Here is a 16,113-nt window from a genome sequence, read left to right on the forward strand (position 1 = left end):
TATAAGCCTCAAACGAAGAGTGTGCCGTCGCCAATGCGGAGGCACACTCTTCGAATATTGCGTCTGAGGACTATTGCAGGTGAGCCTCGACGAACCAGAGAAGTTTGTCGATCGAGCGAGATACGCCCGTAAGCAGATCTGCCGTGTCTGCGTCACCGAGTTCGTCCGCGGTGTCGATATCCGCTCTTACCTTTTTACCAAAGTCAGCAAGAACGTTCGATAGTGCATCCACGTGATCCGCTCCGTCCGAGATCTCGAGAGGATACTCAGCCAGTGACGAATTTTGTGCCGCTACACGAACCGTTCCGAGGGCGGTGCCGCCGAGCGTTGTGATGCGTTCGGCAATGTCGTCGACCATCGGGTCGAGTTCGGTTGCAACTTGGTCAAAAAGTTCGTGAAGGGCGATAAAATTCATTCCCTTTACATTCCAATGGGCTTGTTTTGACTGCGATTTGAGATCGAACGCGTCGGCAAGCCTTTGATTAAGTAAAGCTATCAGTTTTTCCCGTTTACCTTTTGCGATATCTATTTTTGTTTTATGCATAGTATTTACCTGTTATTACAATAATTATTCTAATTACTATTATTGTTAAAGTCAAGGCGATATATGGTTGGAGCGTGCGGCGTTGCATACCCGAGCGTTACGATCAGTCAAAAGAAAGCTAACTTATTGCACTCGATAATTGGACCACATTTGTATCGGCGGTAATCGTTAAACTTGAACATTCCGGTATGAGCCCGTTTCACATGCCTTCGAAGATCGACAGATCCTGTGCCGTTCTACAAGCGATCTATCTGGCGTTCGTTCCGAAAGCAGTGGGCCGCGTCGGACGCATATTACTGGCTCCGGCGCCGCGAAAGAGCGGCGTAAAGATCCATTTGGAGTGATTTTCGATGCCATAATAGGCGATGACCGACTTACTGCGGCTTTGACTGGCAACTCCGATGAACGGAGTACTTTCGGTGAGCACCTCGGTGTCGCTATCGTCGGGGTCGGTCGTCTCACTTTCGGTCCCGGTATTTAGAGTGTTGACCAAAACAATCGCAAAGCGGTCAAAGACCTGGCTTGGGTTCGAAGGCAAAAGGCCGCCGTTGTAATTCTGCACGCGTTTGGCAAATGGCCCCAGAGTTTGGACCTCCGCCTTTATGAGTCTCCACTTGCCGTCATCACTAAGTGGGTCGATCGCCGCAGAGGCCCGTAATATCTGCCGCTTTTTGGTTCCCTGCGGTAGCCCCTCGAGAAGGTCGTTCATCGAATTGGGTAGTTTTGCGCCGCGATAAAATTCGACGTACTGACGGATAGCGTCAGCGACCTCTTCGCCGCGGCGAATGGTCTCAAGTTCCTTTTCACGCTGAACCTCCTGCTGGATCGCGGGTGCGACCGCCAACAGTCCGATCGCGAATACGGCCATCACCGCCATTACAGCGAGCAAGGTCATTCCGCGTTCACCGCGTCTGTTACAGGTTGTCTCCATCGTCGTTGTCGTCAACATCCTTTTTGTCCGTCGGATTTCGGTTGGGCGGTTGTGGCGGCACGTACCGAGGTATATTACTCGGGATACCGGGAATATCGCCCTGCGGAATATTGCCGGGGTTAAACGGCATAAATCCGGGATCTATTGGGTTCGCTCCGGGGCGGCCACCGGGAAAGCCGGGCGAACCGGTCGATCCGGACGTGCTTTGTTTAACAATTGCGATCTTATGCTTGAAGCCTAAACTCGTATCTTCAAATATTACCTCAGAAGCCGAGATGTTTATTAACCTAAATCGGCCTCCGACGACGTCATTGAGGCGAGCACCGAATGGCGTTGTCTTGCCGCCCTCCAGGAAGTACGCGGTGTCGTTGTTATAGCGCTTTCGGGCGATCATTCCAATATATTGGAATGTCGGCCGCGGCGGTGCCTGAACCTGGAAGATCACCTGATTAGAATATTTTTTGCCGTCCGGCGTCTGGATGATTATCTGCCTCGGGCCTTCCTGTGCAATAAAGTTTGCCGGAATATCGGCCATCAACTTCTGGGCACTTATGAATGTTGTCGGTATCTCGCTCTGGCTGAAATAAATTCGGGCTTCGGGCGTGAAACGGTCGCCGTTGATCTCGAGCTTAAAACTCTTTGAGCCGGCGAAAACGTTCTGCGGCATCATAAATCCGACGAGCATCTCCGGCGTAGGCGTCGGCACGGGCGTCGGCGGCGGAGTTGACGGCGGCAATGGTGTCGGGCTGTATGGGGTCGGTAGCGGCGGTTCGTAAAACGCAAAAATATTGCGTCCGGCGTCGGGTGCATATGCGTTTCCCGGACGATAGTCTATCGGCGTCGTTTGGTATGCAAAATCCTGCTCGGTCGCTGACGGCATCTCGATATCCTTGCGAGTGCCGGCAGGCGTCGCCTTTGGCGTCGGCGTTGCCTTTGAGGCGGCCGACGAATTGCCGCCAAATAGACTGCGGCCAAAGGCGAAGTAGAGCGCCGCAATAGCAAGTAAGCCGAGCAGCGAGGCCGCGATCAGCTTGTTACGTTCTGCAGTGGTTTTGCCTGCGGTTACTGCCATTGCGTTACTGATTAGTCCCCTTATCGATCATCGGTGCGTAATTGGCACGGCGGAAATAGGCCGCGAGTTCGAGATGAAGAGCGACGATCTCACCGTGTGTCTTACCCTTAGGTTTTGCAACGCCGGTTTGTCCGACATCGGGCTTGCCGGTGCCCGGAAAGCCGCCGATAGATCCATCACCGCCAGGTTGCACAGCGGGCGGTTTGGTCAGGTCCGGCTTGGCATCGGTCTCGGAATCAGAAGGCTCGATTTCGACAGTACTAACGACTACAAATTCATTGCCGGTCTCTAGGTCGCGTATGAACCGCCGCAAACTCTGGTAAGAACCTTCGACGGTCATCGTCACATAGATACCCGGAAACAGGCTGCGAAATTTGGCACGCCCTCGTTCCTCATCGGTCACGTTTTCCTTATTGGCGTCCGCAGTCTCAAGGTTTTGGTAATCGGGGCCCGTGGTATTGGTCAGGCCATAGGCAAGGATCAGCGAATTGATACGTTGATAGAGTGCCGAGCGGCCATTTACCGACGGCGGTAGAAACCTGGTTTCAAAATCGTCAACACTTGCCAGTAGCTTCCCGACCTGAGCTTCGGTGGTAGTGATCTCACCGTATTTGGTCTTGGCGGATAGTTTCTCAGCCTCGAGGCGATCCGCCTCCGAGCGGTTTCGGGCGAGCTCACGCCCCGCCGGAGCGATTGCAAATATATATAGCAAAACTACGAGGCCAAGCGCCACCGCACCACCCGCAAGGGCGGCAACCTCGACCGGGCCCCACATACCACCGGCGACCTTTCGCGGACGACGCGCCAAAACCTCCGGAGTAACCGGAGCGAGATGTGCCGGCGGCAATTCGACTGTTTCAATGTCGGTCGCTTCGATCTCAGCCATTACCGGGCACCTCCGGGATTATTCTCAGCAACGTCGGTCGCAGGTGCGGACGAATATCCGTATCCGGGCGAGTAGATCAGCCGCAGGGTATATTCGGTATAGATCATACGTTCGTTCTTTTGCAGATCCTGGCCGCGTAGTTCGGCTTGGAAAAGTCCGGAATTGTGCATATTGTCGATCATAGTCCTCACGGCAGGATAATCGCGGCTAAGCACTCCAAATTCGAGATCGGCTTTGACGCGTCCTTCGTCATTGTAAATATTCCGAACTGCGATCCGCGATGCGGAAACTGATCCGGGCAGCACACCCTCGAGATCGGCAAATAGACGTGACCAGACAAAGGTCTTATTCGCGACGAGCTTATGCGAGGCCGACAAGATCGCCTTTTGCTCGGGAGTAAGTTGCTGCTGGACCTTTTCGCCCTCGCCCTTGAGTTGTTTGATCTCAGCCTCGGTACGTGCATTTTGCTCGGCAAGCAGTTTATTGGTGTCCGCGGTCTGCTTCCAATACGCGAGGCTCACGACCAGCCCCACCGCCGCCGTAAACAGCAGGAGAGCCGCGAGTAAAAACGGTAACGCCCGGTTTCTAAAGGGCTTGGTTGCTAGATTGAGAGTGTTGATCACCTAATATCCTACTCCAGAAAAATACATCGGGTATCACCGGCGGAGCTCTTCCGGACAAAGCACGAGTTTACCACGAACACACGCAGTTTCTAACACGCCGAACATCAGAAAAAGGTTGCAAATTCGTTTGTTAATGATGCGGGTATTCGCCGTTGCTAAAACCGACTCGGTGGATAATGTAGCAGAGACGTTGGAATGGAATAATTAGAAAATGTGGATAGCTGAATGCGGCACTGACGGAGTGGATCGTATTTCGCGGCGATCATCTCCCGCCGGTCACCCCGACTGCGAACGATCCGGAGCCGTCGATCGGACAGCCAAACCAACTTTTGATGTCAAGCTCAACGGCGCCGCGATGGCAGGTGACGCGATAGTTCTTCGTGTGTCATATCGCGATATGCGGCAACGCGATTGCGGCCGTCGCGTTTCGCGCGGTATAGAGCAGAGTCAGCCATTTCTACAAGTTCGATCGGGTCGGACGAATCTTCGGGAAAAGATGCGACGCCGATGCTGACCGTAATATGGTGCTTTTCGGAGGTGCGGCCGGGTTGGACCACGCTAAACTCGCGGCGCTCGATCGAGGCACGCATCCGCTCCGCGGCAACTAATGCCTGTGGCATTTCAGCGTCGAGCAGGAATGCGGCAAATTCGTCCCCGCCAAATCGGGCCGCGGCATCACCGCTGCGCAAGTCGGCCATTATCGATAGCCCGATCTCCTCGATCGTTTTGCTGCCGGTAAGGTGGCCGTATTTGTCATTAACGCCCTTGAAATGGTCGCCGTCCATCATCAGCACACAGAACGGTCGATTCTCGGTGGTCGCCCGACTTGCCTCACGCCGAAGCTCAGAAAAGAAAGATCGGCTTGATAGAAGCCCCGTAAGATCGTCGTGCGAGATCAAACGGTGGATCTGGCGTTGGTACTCCCGATCGATCTCGTCCAGCAGGTCAAATCGCAAAAGCGTCTCACCGATCGCGATCTTGTCGCCGTTGGTCAAACGACTCATCGTGATCCGATCACCATTGAGAAAGGTGCCATTTCGCGAATTGAGATCGGACAAGAAGTACTGACTGCTGCCGGTCGACGGATCGATCTGTGTTGTCACGCGGGCGTGCTGACGTGAGACTTGCGTATCATTGACACGAACGTCGGCCTCGAGTGCTCGTCCAAGGATGACCTCCTCGCGTTCCAGGGGAATCGGAACGGCGATCAATTCGCCGCTAAGGAAAACCAAAGCTGGACGAATGTCACGGCGCTTTATCTCAATATCGTTCATACAATCGGCGGATGGTGTGAAAGGGACGCCAACACTTAGAATAACCGATTTGATCGGACTGCGCCACCCTTATTTTTGAGTGAAAGTCAACCTTTCGTCAGCGTGTTAAATTTGTTTAACTTGTACAAAATACTGAAATAAACGCCCGATTCGGTATATGATTTAGAGATGCTTTGCGAGTCGATCGCCCATCGATGAGCAAGCGTGCATTTTGGAGTGCCAAATGTCAGAACTAATCTCTACCGCCAAAGATCCGGGATTGATCTTTGATGTCGGGCTGCACCACGGCCAGGACACGGATCACTATCTCAAAAAAGGCTTCCGAGTGGTAGCCTTTGAGGCCGACCCTACAAATGCTCAATTTTGCCGCGATCGATTTGCCGCAGCGATCGCTGATAGACGATTGACCATCGTCGAGGGAGCCATAGCCGAGACCTACGCTCAGTCCGACAGCGGTCGGGTTGTCAAATTTTATCGTAATGAGAATCATACGCTGTGGGGTAGCACCTCCGAGGACTGGGCTGTCCGAAATGAGGTTCTCGGGACGACAAATGAGATCATCAGCGTACCCGCTATCGATTTCACCGAACAGATCGAACGCTTTGGGGTGCCGCATTATCTTAAAGCGGACATTGTGGGCTCTGAGGTGATATGCCTGCGAGCGATGCTGCGATTTGAGCAAAAGCCGGACTATATCTCCATACGGTCGGAGAAATTGGTATTTCGCCGTTTAGAGTATGAGTTTGATCTGCTTGAGCAACTCGGATATGACGGTTTTAAGGCGATAAAGCAGGATTTTGACCACATACAAAGCGAGTTGCCGGCAGACAATGGCTATGCTTTCCACACCTTTGAAGAAGGTGCTTCGGGGCCGTTTGGTGAGGAAACTCCGGGCCGTTGGCGTTCGCGTGAGGATGTCCTCAGCCGGTATCGAACGGTATTTATCAAATACTGGCTATTCGGCGATTACTCGTATCTGATCCAGACTGTCCGAGGCCGAAAGCTGATCGCCAATCTGGAACGTGTGGTTCGCCGCTCGATCCCGGGCTGGTATGACACGCACGCCCGCCATCGCTCCCTTGCAGGAGGCCCGACCAGCGAATGAATAAAGCTGAGGCGGCAACCCAATCATTGAAACAGCAAAGCGCTTGGCTGCTCGGGGCCAAGGTCATCGGCTTTGGCTTTAGTTTCGTATTGCCTCTGCTGATCGTAAGGTACCTGACGCAGGACGAGGTCGGGCATTATCGCGAGGCATTTCAGGTAATTATGAACGCGATCGTGATCTTGCCGCTCGGGTTTTCGATGAGTTCATTTTATTTTCTGGCGAGAGAGACGGCCGACCGCCGCGGGGCCGCAATTCTAAATATTCTGCTGTTTAATTTCGTCGTCGGCGGGATTGCCTGTGTAACCCTATTTCTATACCCGCAATTGATCGGGAACATATTCAAGAGTGCGGAACTCACGCAACTCGGCCCGCTGATCGGGGTCGTTATTTGGATCTGGGTATTTTCGACCTTTCTCGAAACGGTGGCAATCGCCAATCAGGAAGCAAAGGTCGCAACCGTATTTATCGTCCTTGCACAGTTCAGCAAGACACTTCTAATGGGATCGGCCGTGTTCCTATTTGCTACGGTCGAATCGTTTATCTACGCGGCGATGATTCAGGGCTTGATTCAATCCTGCATTTTATTTTGGTATTTGAAGTCAAGATTTCCGAGGTTTTGGACGAAATTCGAGTTGGGGTTTTTTAAGGATCAGATGGTGTACGCCATCCCGTTCGGAGTCGCGGGCATTCTGTGGATGCTTCAAAACGACATACATAACTATTTCGTCGGATACAAATTCACTTCCGCAGAGTATGCGATCTACGCTTACGGTTGTTTCGAAGTACCCCTGATAGCGATGTTGGCCGAGTCGGTGACTGCGGTTCTAATACCGCGAATGAACACGCTACAGGTCGTGGGTGATAAGGAAGAGATGATCCGTTTGACCGCAAGGGCGATGCAAAAGCTTGCGTTCTTCTATTTTCCGATCTATGCCTTTCTGCTCATTACCGCACAGACGTTTATCATTACGCTCTTTACGACCAATTATCAGCAAAGTGCGTCAATATTCGTAATTAACATCACTATTCTGCCGTTCAGCATTCTCATTACTGATCCGATCGTTCGCTCGTATAAGGAGCTCGGCAGGCTGTTTTTGGTCACACGAGTCGCCGTTCTCCTGACTTTGGTGACGGTGCTCTACTATGGACTTGAGCATTTCGGCCTGACCGGAATGATCACTGCGGCGGTCGGGGCCATAATTTTGGAAAAGATCATCGCAGAGACGATGGTTATACGAAAGCTCGGGCTTGGAATGCATCACCTACCGCTGATGACCGACGTTCTCAAGACGGCTGTCATTTGCGTCGCCGCCGGGATCGTGACGTATTTTGTTTACGAAAACATCAAGGTCGTTGTCGAAACAACCGGTGAACATCTAGCTCGGGAGATTTTTTCTACACAGAAATTAGCGATATTGAATTTTGTTGGCGGCAGCCTCGTGCTGTTTATTTCCGCTGCTGTATTTGCTCCGATATACTTATTTTTGGCAAACCTCTGGGGCGTCATTGAAGAAGACGAAAAGCAGAGTGTCAGAGCCTTGATCAGCCGCATCTTATCCCGACGCCGGGCGGAGCCAATATCACAGGGCGATGCGTAAGATGTACTGAATTGAACGGGCGGTTACGTTAGCGGAATGCGCAATCGATGAGAATATTTTTCGACCTATAAATGTCAGAACCTACGTTCATCACCAAACTAAAATGGAATCTTCCGTGGTTGTTCCAATACCCGCTTTCGCGGGTTGGATCGCTGATGGAACGGACCGTATTTGATAAAAAACAACTGGTTTTGACCGTCGCGGACCATTTTGAGCCGAGTTGGTCGGTAAGCGGACACGCAGATATCAAAACGCAGATCGAGCGGCTCAAGGCCTATCATAAAATGGCTCGTGAGACCGGCGATGCCGTCCGAGATATCGACGGAACCAAATTTCGCCACACTAACTTTTTTCCGGCGGAGCAATATCATCCGGATTTATTGGATATTATGGCCGAGATGCAGGCCGAAGGGCTTGGCGAGGTCGAGGTCCATCTGCACCACGGTGTCGAGCAGCCGGATACTGCTGAGAATTTGCGAGCCGCGCTGGTCGAATTTCGCGATATGCTTGCCGAACGGCATAAATGCCTGTCGCGGATGGACGGCGAGGGTCAGCCGATGTATGCCTTTGTCCACGGCAATCTTGCCTTGGCAAATTCGTGCGGTGGACAGTACTGCGGCGTCGATAACGAGATGGCCATCCTGACCGAAACAGGGTGCTACGCCGATCTTACGCTGCCGTCTGCGCCTGACCGTACGCAGGTTGCGATGATCAATCAGATCTACGAGTATAGTGGCGACCCAAACCAAGCGGTGCCGCACCGCACGGGTAAACGGGTGCGTGTAAATGGAATTGAGCCGGTATTGCCACTTATATTTACCGGGCCGCTCGTTTTTAATTGGACGCGCCGAATCAAGGGTGTACCGGTGCCGCGGATCGAGGATGGAGCACTCGTGGCAAATCAGCCTGCCGATATTGCCCGTTTGAAACGCTGGATGTCTGCAAATGTGACGGTCGCCGGCAGGCCCGATGTGATCTTTGTGAAATTGTACTGCCACGGTTTCTTCGATTACGACCAGAGTGCCTGCATCGGCGACGGGGCAAGGCGGTTTTTTAGCGAGATCATCGAATACGGAGCAGGCAACGGCAATTTTGACGTGCATTTTGCTTCGGCACGAGAGGCATTCAACATTGCCTCAGCGATCATAGACGGTGAACGAGGCGTCCCCGGACGATACCGAGACTATCGACTTAAGTCGATAATGTAAGGATCAAGTATCCTGTTTGACTCAGAATAATGGCTGAACCGCTACAACAACTTAAGAAGATACGGGGACGCTCTTGGGACGAATTGCGCACCCGCAGCAGTCAGGTGTTTTCGGCCTACGGCGAAAAGCTCGGTTTTGGCGAACACCTGCCGGATGATGATGATTTCGCAAAGCTCATCGATCCGAATCTGTCCGGATCCGAATGGACGGCAGATGCATTGTGGCAGCAGTTCTTTCAAAATTCCGACGCAACATTTTTTCCTGCCTTTAAGGATCAGTTTCGCTCAGCCGAGACATTTGTAACTACATTCGGCGAGTCGGCGAGAATTAATTTCATAAAAACGGCGGACCGCATTCTGGAGGGTAAGATCGACCTGCTTGGGTTTAAGGATCTGAACGTTGGCGTCGAAATCGACTGGCATTTTGAACCGATCTCCGGGAAACAGTCCCCGATCAAACATTGGAAGGAGTTTGACGAACTCGACAGCACCGAGACCGGCGATAAGAAGGTGCTGTGGGAACTTAACCGGCATCAGCATTTCTTCACTCTCGGCGTCGCCTTTTGGTTGACTAAAGATGAGCGATACGCTGTTGCATTTGCCGACCAACTTGATAGTTGGATGGATCAAAACCCACCCGGACAAGGCGTTAATTGGGCGAGCAGTCTGGAGGTCGCATATCGTGCGATGTCCTGGCTATGGGCGTTTCAACTGTTTCGCCACGCCGAGGCATTCTCGATCGAGATCTTTGCAAAGGCTCTCAAGTACCTTTATTTGCACGGGCGACACATTGAGCGTTATCTGTCGAAGTATTACAGTCCCAATACGCACCTGACGGGCGAGGCACTCGGCCTCTATTATCTCGGCACTCAAATGCCGTTCTTAACGCGGGCCGAGCATTGGCGCAAAGTCGGCGAAGATATCTTGATGGAAGAGGTGACGCGTCAGATCTACGATGACGGCGTATATTTTGAGCAGAGTACGTGGTACCAGAGATATACGGTCGATATCTACCTCCATTTCGTGGTTTTGCGTGCCGCATTTAACAATGAACCGAGTGGCGCCCCCACGACCGAACTTGAGCAGCGTCTGGAGGCTGCACTCGAATTTATGATGTTCGTGACGCGTCCGGACGGGACGACGCCTATCATCGGTGACGATGATGGCGGACGACTATTGCCGCTCACGGGTGCCGCACCGGACGATCATCGCGGAACTTTGGCCGCGGGAGCGGCGCTGTTCGGTCGCGGTGATATAAAGGCGATCGCGGGCAGTGCCTCACAGGAAGTTTTTTGGCTGTGTGGGCCAAACGGCCTTTTGTCGTACTCGACACTAATTGTTGATGAACCCCAGCAGACCTCAAAAGCGTTCCGTACGGGCGGCTATTATGCGATGCGCGACGGTTGGCTAAACTCTGACAACTATTTGCTGATCGATTGCGGCGAGGTCGGGGCAATGTCCGGCGGACACGGACACGCCGACGCACTCGCGATCGATATGGCACTCCAGGGTAAGACGCTTCTTGTCGATTCGGGAACCTACACTTACCACGAATCAAAGGAAATGCGTGACTATTTTCGATCGACCAAGGCACACAATACGCTGACAGTCGATGATCGCTCGTCATCTGAACCTGGTTCCTACTTTAGCTGGAAGTCAAAAGCCGATGCTTCGGCAAACGAATGGTTGTCGAACGATCGCTTCGACTTTTTTGAGGGCGAACACGACGGTTATCGAAGACTCGAAAAACCGACAGATCACTCACGAAGCGTGCTATTTCTCAAACAGGACTATTTTCTGATACGCGACTTTGTAAAGACGACGGGCGTCCACGAGCACTCACTTAACTTTCACCTCGATAATGCAGAACGTCCGGTCTTAGATACTGAGGGCGACTTTGCCGCGGGTGACAATTGGCGAATATTCGCCTTTGGTGACGGCGGCCGATGGCAACAGGACGAGGGTTCGATTTCAAATATTTATGGCAAAAAGACGGTCGCACCGTTTCTGAGATTCGTCGCGAAGGGCAGTGGGTCACAAGAGTTTTTCTCGTTTATCCTGCCGGGCGACTTTGCGGTCAAGCCTGAGGTGACTGAACTCGAGATCGAAGGCGGGCGAGCATTCGCGATATTCTACCGCGGTTACACAGACCTGATTGTTTACGCGGACAACGCCGGAAAAATGGTCCGGACCGAACTTTTTGATACAAATTTTCGATTTACGTGGGCTCGTGTCGGCCCGGGCGAAAGCGTGCCGCAAGAATATGTTCTGGTCGGCGGCAACCGTTTTGAGATCGACGGCTTTGAAGTGATCGGAAATTCGCCATCGATAAATTCTGCATCGATCCGTCGTTTCGGCAACGACCTTTACGTGCGAGGCGAAAAAGACGCGTTTCGTATTTCGTTACCGCATACCAATCCTACTAACCTCTAACATCGGCTTACGCAGCGGCCTATAAGGCATTATCGCAGACCGTGAAAAAAAGAGTCCTACAGTTTATCGGTAGTTTTCACCAGGGCGGCAGTGAGCGCCAGGCTCTCGGACTGACCGGGCAACTCGTTGCCGATGCTCAATTTGATGTGTATGCCGCGACACTCAATAAGGAAGGTGTCTTGCTTGCCGAGGCCGAAGCGATCGGTTTGCCGGAAATACCGGAATACAAACTGACATCTTTTTTTAATACGCATTTCGTCCGGCAGGTTCGGGCTTGTGCCGCGTTTTTGCGTGAAAATCGGATCGACATCGTCCATACACACGATTTCTATACCAACATTTTCGGTATGGCGGCAGCAACGCTTGCGGGGGTTAAGGGGCGTGTAGCATCAAAGCGCGAAACGGGCGAAATGCGTTCGAGACCACAGGATATAGTTGAGATGATCGCCTTTGGCAGGGCAAACGCGATCGTCGCAAATTCGGAAGCAGTGCGTGAGTATTTGGCCGCACGATCGATTCCAACCGCCAAGATCCACGTTATTCACAACGGCCTGGACGTCGATCGATTTGTGAGTCGGACCATCGACTGCGGTGAATTCGGCTTGCCAGCCGGACGAAGATTTGTGACGCTTGTCGCTAACTTGCGGCATCGCGTTAAAAATGTGCCGATGCTGCTACGGGCGGCCGTCGAGGTGACCGCACACTTCAATGACGTTGACTTTGTTATTGCCGGCGAGGGCGAACTTACGGATGAGATGAAGGCACTGACGCGTGAACTTGGGGTTTCGGGCCGGATCCATTTCATTGGCCGATGCACGGACGTTCCCGGACTCTTGAGCGTCTCATCAGCGTGCGTTCTAACGTCGGTTGCGGAGGGGTTTTCAAATTCGATACTCGAGTATATGGCCGCGGGAAAGCCGGTAGTGGCGACAAAGGTCGGCGGTGCCGCTGAAGCCATCATCGAGGGAGAAACAGGGTATCTTGTCGAGTCTGATGATGATGGGACGATGGCTCGACGATTGACCGAACTGCTGCAGGACGAGGGTGAAAGCTCGAGGTTAGGCGACAACGGGAGGAAGACGGCCGAAGCTAAATTCTCACTAGCTGCCCGGCTCGAAAGCACGATCGCGTTGTATAGTTCGATATTGGACAAATAAGTTGCCCCTGGGCCGTAGAATCCGTTAAAATATAGTTTGTGCTGAAGCACGCCTGCCATATTTCCTGCCTTTTTTATACAAAATGAAACAAGTTATCCGAAAGGGATTAAAAGATATTATTGTTGATGAAGTGACCGACCCGATGGTCTCGGCTAACCACGTTTTGGTTCGGCCGTTCTATTCGCTGATTAGTGCCGGCACCGAAACTGCCGATATTCATACAGACAGCCTCGTAAAGGAAGTTGCCGACAACCCCGGACACCTTCAGACGGTCTGGAATGTAATGAAAAAGACCGATCCTATCAGCACATTTAACGAGATCAGAGCAAAATTCGAAGATTACGCGGTACTGGGATATTCCGGAGCCGGAGTGATCGTCGAAAAAGACGCAAAAGTGGGCGATCTCAAGATCGGTCAACGAGTCGCGTATGGCGGCGAGGGAACCGGACACGGCGAGACGATCAATGTCGGACGAAATCTGATAGCGCGCGTGCCCGACAATGTGACATTTCAGGAAGCTTGCTTTACCACTCTTGGTGCGATCGCGATGAATGCGGTCCGTCTTGCCGACATAAAGCTAGGCGACGTGGTGGCGATCATCGGTCTCGGCCTGGTGGGACAACTAACAGCCCAACTCGTCAGATGTCAGGGCGGTGTAGCGGTAGCGATCGATCTCGATGCCGATCGGGTCAAGATCGCTACGGACACCGGGGCAGAATACGGTCTGATCGCCAGTGACACGGTCGTGGACGAGGTCAAAGCTCTCTCGGGCGGGCGGGGTGCCGATCGCGTGATCGTGGCCGCTGCGTCGAAATCAGCCAAGCCGCTGCAGGACGGCGTCTCGATGGCGTGCGACCGGGGAAAGGTGGTAATGGTCGGAGCGTGCCCGATCGACATTCCACGAGCCGAAATGTACATAAAAGAATTGAGCTTTATCGTGTCGAGAGCCTACGGCCCTGGCAGTTATGACCCGACTTACGAGAAGCAGGGCGTCGATTATCCGATCTCATATGTGCGTTGGACCGAGAATCGGAATATGGAGGAATTTTTGCGGCTTGTTTCCAACGGCATAGTCAACGTAAAGCCACTGATCAGTCACGAATTCGACCTCGACGATGCTCCGAAAGCGTATTCGACGGTGATGGATGCCGGTTCTAAGAGTCTCGCGGTCGTGCTGAAATACGCATCCGTGTCGGAGACGGACGCGGTTGCCGCATATGCGCCGAAACGCAAGGTCGTCGTGTCGACCGATCCGATCACGGACGGTGACATTAGATTTGCTATCGTGGGTGCGGGAAATCTAGCAAAATGGGCTCATTTGCCGGCTCTCAAGAAGATCGCGGGGGCCAAGTTGCACGCAGTTCATTCAAACAGCGGAGCGCGCGGTAAGGCATACGCCAAGCGGTTCGGAGCGTCCTACGCGAGCTCTGATCTGGCTGAGATACTCGGCGATAAAGATATCCACGCAGTGATCATTGCCAGTCGTCACAAAGATCACGCTGCACAGGCGATCGCTGCTCTCGAGGCGGGCAAACACGTATTTATCGAAAAGCCTATGGCGGTTACCGTCGAGGAATGCCGTGCGATCAATGCGGCCGTCGAGTCGAGCGGTAAGCGTCTAATGGTCGGGTTTAATCGGCGATTTGCACCGTTTTATACGGAGATGAAGCAGAATTTGAAAGGGCGATCGAGCCCGGTTGTGATCTCGACCCGAATGAACTCGCCGGGAATTCAGAACGGTTGGGCTGCTGAACCGGCACAGGGCGGCGTCATTCTAGGTGAAGGATGCCATTTCATCGACCTGATGCACTGGCTGCTGGAGAGCGAACCGGTCAGCATTTCGGCTTATGGTATGGGCGAACATAACATCGCGGCGTCTATCAAGTTTGACGATGGATCTATTGGAAATTTCATCTACACTGTGATCGGAAGCGAGTCGTCGGGCGGTGAATTGGTCGAAGTATTTGCTCCCGGAGTCGGGCTGACAAGCGAAGATTTCAAGTCACTCAGCGTCAAAAAGAAGACTCGTAAGAACAGCACAAAGATGTTTGCCGCAAAGGGTTATGACGATCAACTTGCGTCTTTTGTTACGAGTATCCGCACCGGAGCCGAGACAGAAATAACCGTCCGTGACGGTATTCGTGCGACGCTCGGCTGTTTGTTGATGATCCGCTCTGCACAGACCGGCGAAGCGGTTGATTTTGACCTCAACGAGGCACTCTAAATGCACGTCTTGCAGCTCGGGCCATACCCGCCGCCCGAGGGCGGTATCAATCGCAACATTCTTGCGATCCGGGCGGACCTTGCTGCGGGCGGCCATAAAACATCAATAATCGCAACATCACGCAGTTCGCGGATCGCCTTGGAAGATGACGTTTATCATCCGAGCTCGCCGTTTGCGTTGATCCGGCTTTTGCTTTCATTAAAACGCGATGTCACCCATTTGCACGTTGGCGGCACGATAAGTGCGCGGGATCTTGGACTCGTTTTATTCACGGCACTCTTATCCCGCGGCCCGTGTGTCTTATCGCTGCACTCCGGTGGTTACCCCCAAACGAAAGAAGGGCTTGCGGCAGGGCGTTGGTCGATTCGGGGCTTTATATTCCGGATGTTTGACCGGGTCGTGGTAGTTAATGAGCAGCTACGAGAAGTTTTTCTAAAATACGGAGTGAGCCCTAGAAATGTCTCGGTGATACTGCCGTACGTGAACGAATTGCCGGACAACGATGTCGAGATGCCGTCGGATCTGCAAAGCTTCATTGAGAACCACGGTCCGTTTCTGCTCACGGTCGGACTGCTCGAACCTGAGTACGATATCGATATGCAGATCGATGCCCTGGAAAGTGTGGTCCAGACGAATCCGCAAGTCGGTTTGGTGATCGTCGGATCCGGTTCGCTCGAGTCGGGCCTTAGAGCACAAATTGAATCAAAGAGTTATCGCGAGAGCATCTTTGTCGCCGGCGACGTGCCGCACGAGATAACGCTCCGACTAATAGAACGCGCCGACATACTTCTTCGGACCACACGCTACGACGGTGATGCGATCTCCGTTCGTGAAGCACTGTTTCTAGACACACCGGTGATCGCCACCGATAACGGTATGCGCCCCAATGGCGTTAAACTCATCCCCGTGGGCGACCGTGCTGAACTCGAAACCGCAATTGACACCATAGCCGCGGTTAAACGTCACAAACGGCGCCCGGAAACGAACGATCGCAGCAACATTCAGGCAGTGATCGACGTCTATACTGACGTGGCTTCGCAATGACCTGCGGTATCCGGC

Annotated in this window: 13 protein-coding genes; 7 read left to right on the top strand and 6 right to left on the bottom strand. The window is 52.9% G+C overall.

Features of this window, described 5'->3' with window-relative positions; all coding sequences use genetic code 11:
- Positions 1-70 precede the first annotated feature (70 nt).
- From dps to IPQ00_04510, 6 genes are all read right to left on the bottom strand, one after another.
- Positions 71-544: a DNA starvation/stationary phase protection protein Dps gene (gene dps / locus IPQ00_04485; GenBank protein MBL0239816.1), complete on the bottom strand. Its 474-nt coding sequence runs from the start codon at positions 542-544 to the stop codon at positions 71-73.
- Positions 545-791: 247 nt separating this feature from the next.
- Entirely contained in the window at positions 792-1,493 is a 702-nt protein-coding gene (locus IPQ00_04490; protein MBL0239817.1) for a type II secretion system protein, read from the bottom strand.
- Positions 1,459-2,547 (bottom strand): hypothetical protein, encoded by a 1,089-nt coding sequence (locus IPQ00_04495; protein ID MBL0239818.1) that lies wholly within the window; start codon positions 2,545-2,547, stop codon positions 1,459-1,461. Before IPQ00_04495 ends, IPQ00_04490 begins: the two co-directional genes overlap by 35 nt.
- Before the next feature lie 4 nt (positions 2,548-2,551).
- On the bottom strand, positions 2,552-3,433 hold the full coding sequence (locus IPQ00_04500; protein MBL0239819.1) for a hypothetical protein: 882 nt from the start codon (positions 3,431-3,433) through the stop codon (positions 2,552-2,554).
- Positions 3,433-4,056, bottom strand: coding sequence for a hypothetical protein (locus IPQ00_04505; GenBank protein ID MBL0239820.1), 624 nt, complete (start codon positions 4,054-4,056; stop codon positions 3,433-3,435). The genes IPQ00_04500 and IPQ00_04505 overlap by 1 nt, the downstream gene beginning before the upstream one ends.
- A gap of 341 nt (positions 4,057-4,397) precedes the next feature.
- Positions 4,398-5,330 carry a GGDEF domain-containing protein gene (locus IPQ00_04510; GenBank protein MBL0239821.1) on the bottom strand — a complete coding sequence of 311 codons (933 nt, stop codon included), beginning with the start codon at positions 5,328-5,330 and terminating at the stop codon, positions 4,398-4,400.
- A gap of 223 nt (positions 5,331-5,553) precedes the next feature.
- Here IPQ00_04510 and IPQ00_04515 point away from each other — a divergent pair, with 223 nt between their 5' ends.
- The 7 genes from IPQ00_04515 (at position 5,554) to IPQ00_04545 (ending at position 16,098) form a co-directional block, all read left to right on the top strand.
- Positions 5,554-6,435 carry an FkbM family methyltransferase gene (locus tag IPQ00_04515; protein MBL0239822.1) on the top strand — a complete coding sequence of 294 codons (882 nt, stop codon included), beginning with the start codon at positions 5,554-5,556 and terminating at the stop codon, positions 6,433-6,435.
- Positions 6,432-8,033, top strand: a complete 1,602-nt coding sequence (locus IPQ00_04520) for an oligosaccharide flippase family protein (protein MBL0239823.1) — start codon at positions 6,432-6,434, stop codon at positions 8,031-8,033. The genes IPQ00_04515 and IPQ00_04520 overlap by 4 nt, the downstream gene beginning before the upstream one ends.
- Before the next feature lie 71 nt (positions 8,034-8,104).
- Positions 8,105-9,241: a hypothetical protein gene (locus IPQ00_04525; protein MBL0239824.1), complete on the top strand. Its 1,137-nt coding sequence runs from the start codon at positions 8,105-8,107 to the stop codon at positions 9,239-9,241.
- A 29-nt stretch (positions 9,242-9,270) separates the two neighbouring features.
- Positions 9,271-11,673, top strand: coding sequence for an alginate lyase family protein (locus tag IPQ00_04530; GenBank protein MBL0239825.1), 2,403 nt, complete (start codon positions 9,271-9,273; stop codon positions 11,671-11,673).
- Positions 11,674-11,714: 41 nt separating this feature from the next.
- Positions 11,715-12,830 (top strand): glycosyltransferase, encoded by a 1,116-nt coding sequence (locus tag IPQ00_04535; protein ID MBL0239826.1) that lies wholly within the window; start codon positions 11,715-11,717, stop codon positions 12,828-12,830.
- An 82-nt stretch (positions 12,831-12,912) separates the two neighbouring features.
- Positions 12,913-15,054, top strand: coding sequence for a bi-domain-containing oxidoreductase (locus IPQ00_04540; protein MBL0239827.1), 2,142 nt, complete (start codon positions 12,913-12,915; stop codon positions 15,052-15,054).
- The gene (locus tag IPQ00_04545) at positions 15,055-16,098 is read left to right on the top strand and encodes a glycosyltransferase family 4 protein (GenBank protein MBL0239828.1); all 1,044 of its coding nucleotides are present in this window, start codon (positions 15,055-15,057) and stop codon (positions 16,096-16,098) included.
- The last annotated feature ends 15 nt before the right edge of the window (positions 16,099-16,113 follow it).

The organism is Chloracidobacterium sp. (assembly GCA_016720705.1).
In the GTDB taxonomy this organism is placed as follows: Bacteria; Acidobacteriota; Blastocatellia; order Pyrinomonadales; family Pyrinomonadaceae; genus OLB17.

Coding starts and splice junctions, on each gene's coding strand:
- IPQ00_04510 (MBL0239821.1), bottom strand. CDS start 5,330: ATGAACGATATTGAGATAAAGCGCCGTGACATTCGTCCAGCTTTGGTT.
- IPQ00_04520 (MBL0239823.1), top strand. CDS start 6,432: ATGAATAAAGCTGAGGCGGCAACCCAATCATTGAAACAGCAAAGCGCT.
- IPQ00_04530 (MBL0239825.1), top strand. CDS start 9,271: ATGGCTGAACCGCTACAACAACTTAAGAAGATACGGGGACGCTCTTGG.
- IPQ00_04525 (MBL0239824.1), top strand. CDS start 8,105: ATGTCAGAACCTACGTTCATCACCAAACTAAAATGGAATCTTCCGTGG.
- IPQ00_04540 (MBL0239827.1), top strand. CDS start 12,913: ATGAAACAAGTTATCCGAAAGGGATTAAAAGATATTATTGTTGATGAA.
- dps (MBL0239816.1), bottom strand. CDS start 544: ATGCATAAAACAAAAATAGATATCGCAAAAGGTAAACGGGAAAAACTG.
- IPQ00_04500 (MBL0239819.1), bottom strand. CDS start 3,433: ATGGCTGAGATCGAAGCGACCGACATTGAAACAGTCGAATTGCCGCCG.
- IPQ00_04515 (MBL0239822.1), top strand. CDS start 5,554: ATGTCAGAACTAATCTCTACCGCCAAAGATCCGGGATTGATCTTTGAT.
- IPQ00_04490 (MBL0239817.1), bottom strand. CDS start 1,493: ATGTTGACGACAACGACGATGGAGACAACCTGTAACAGACGCGGTGAA.
- IPQ00_04495 (MBL0239818.1), bottom strand. CDS start 2,547: ATGGCAGTAACCGCAGGCAAAACCACTGCAGAACGTAACAAGCTGATC.
- IPQ00_04545 (MBL0239828.1), top strand. CDS start 15,055: ATGCACGTCTTGCAGCTCGGGCCATACCCGCCGCCCGAGGGCGGTATC.